The organism is Microseira wollei NIES-4236, from assembly GCF_020521235.1.
GTDB classification, from domain to species: Bacteria; Cyanobacteriota; Cyanobacteriia; order Cyanobacteriales; family Aerosakkonemataceae; genus Microseira; species Microseira wollei.
Genome location: NZ_BLAY01000411.1, coordinates 1 through 1947 on the forward strand (window position 1 = coordinate 1; position 1947 = coordinate 1947).

The 1947-nt window shown below is 47.0% G+C and carries 3 protein-coding genes; all 3 read right to left on the minus strand.

What is annotated here, in order from left to right; genetic code table 11:
- Positions 1–278 precede the first annotated feature (278 nt).
- Positions 279–827 (minus strand): Dps family protein, encoded by a 549-nt coding sequence (locus tag MiSe_RS48840; protein WP_226594735.1) that lies wholly within the window; start codon positions 825–827, stop codon positions 279–281.
- 328 nt (positions 828–1155) lie between these two features.
- Positions 1156–1590: an acyl-CoA thioesterase gene (locus MiSe_RS48845; RefSeq protein WP_226594737.1), complete on the minus strand. Its 435-nt coding sequence runs from the start codon at positions 1588–1590 to the stop codon at positions 1156–1158.
- 175 nt (positions 1591–1765) lie between these two features.
- The coding region (locus tag MiSe_RS48850) for a hypothetical protein (protein WP_226594739.1) at positions 1766–1947 on the minus strand (182 nt) is incomplete at its 5' end.

The window sequence follows — 1947 nt, forward strand, 5'->3', positions numbered from 1 at the left end:
TTGAAAGTTTTGTGGGGTGGGCATCTTGCCTGCCCCACAAGAGAGTTGAAAGTTTTGTGGGGTGGGCATCTTGCCTGCCCCACAAGAGAGTTGAAAGTTTTGTGGGGTGGGCATCTTGCCTGCCCCATATTTAGATAGCTATTTTTACTTTACAGCGGATTGCAGCCGTATGAGGTACACCTTCGTTTGTGTAGCGGCAGCGTTAACGCTGCCGCTACACAAACGAAGCGATAACGCTTTCCCTAGACGAGCTTGCAATCCGCTATATTTGCCTGCACCTACTTGCTATTACCCGCTTCGACAGGAACTCTCACATCTACCGTTAATTGACCGTCTGGCTTAAGTTGTTCGCCTTCAATAAACGAACGCAACATCCAAGCCATTTCTTCGTGTTGCTGCATCAATTCGGTGAGGAAATCAGCCGTACCTTGATCGTGGAATTCTTCGCCGCATTGGTCGATGTGCTGGCGCATGTTGCGGATAATTTGTTCGTGGTCTGATACCAAGTTTTCCACCATTCCATTAGCAGTGGGCAGAGAGCCTGGATCTTCTTTGATTGAAGCGTATTTGAGGAAACCTTCAGCCGTACCTACGGGGTAACCGCCCAAAGTACGGACTCGCTCGGCGATTGCATCAATATTTTCTGTTAAAGCAGTATACTGTTCTTCCCAGAGTTGGTGCAGCGATCGGAATTGCGGTCCGACTACATCCCAGTGGTATTTTTTCGTTTTGATCAGCAGTAGATACGCATCGGACAAATCGGCGTTTAACAAGTCAATTACGCCTTGACGCTGCTCTTGCGATAAACCAATGTTCAACGGACGCATAGTTATTTTCTCAATTGTTCTACACTTTTCTAGTGCATCAAATTTCCCCAGCCGTTGCATCAACCGATTGGAAGATAGCACCCTATGCTTTAGGTAGAGGTTTGATATCATGTCCAGTAGCAACGGTTGTGTAACTGCTAATAGCTAATCGCTAATCGCTGCTCTCTGGCAATTGACAAGCTTGCCAGCGAGCAATTAGCAATTAGCCATCCATACACTACCGATACCTAAGGACTTACGCAAACACCAAAGTTTCTATGAAAAATCCTTGGGAAAGGGAACTAGAGATCTAGGTCGAAACAAACGCGATCACCTGGTCGTTTGTAAGTCATGTGGTAGTCGGTAGTGGATTCCCTGTCGCCGATGGCAAAAAACCCTCCAGCAGCACAGCGGGAATCGGACGAGGTCGCATTGTTGCGGCTTCCACCCATACCCATAACGCTTCTGCTGTCACCAATAAATCATCTTTTCTATGTTTGCGAATTTCATAGCGCCTTCTGGCGCGAGTTCCCCGCATTTCTTCCAGCCAAGTGGTAATTTCCAACTTATCACCCGCTGCTGCCGAACGCAGGTAATCAATTTCTACCCGTCGCATTACGAACACGCCGCCTAGTTCTTTATAGCGTTCAACTGTAAAACCTAAATGCTCCGAATGTTCGATCGCTGCTTGTTCTAAATAATGTTGGTACACGGCATTATTTACATGCCCCAGCGCATCCATTTCGTAATGCCGCACCCGTAGTTGCGTGGTGAATTTCTGCATAATTTTCCCGTAATTATTCGAGCAATGCCTGGAAATAAATTTTAGGCTGTAGGGACACAAATCAGTAATTTTTGTTTTCCTCACAAACATATTCCGATGTCCTGTCCCTACTAAACCCGTTAAAACTGGTTAAAAATTCTTATCAGTCCGTTTCAACTGATAACTTGCACCATTCTCAATCAGAGGCAGAGCCTCGATATTCTCGTTTCTCGTTCCCAGGTTCAACCTGGGAACGAGGGTTTGGAGGATCTGCCTCCCGATGGTTGAACGAGGGTTTGGAGGATCTGCCTCCCGATGGTTGAACGAGGGTTTGGAGGATCTGCCTCCCGATGGTTGAACGAGGGTTTGGAGGATCTG

Excerpts from the sequence above, each read along its gene's own strand:
- MiSe_RS48840 (WP_226594735.1), bottom strand. The coding sequence starts at position 827 with ATGCGTCCGTTGAACATTGGTTTATCGCAAGAGCAGCGTCAAGGCGTA.
- MiSe_RS48845 (WP_226594737.1), bottom strand. The coding sequence starts at position 1,590 with ATGCAGAAATTCACCACGCAACTACGGGTGCGGCATTACGAAATGGAT.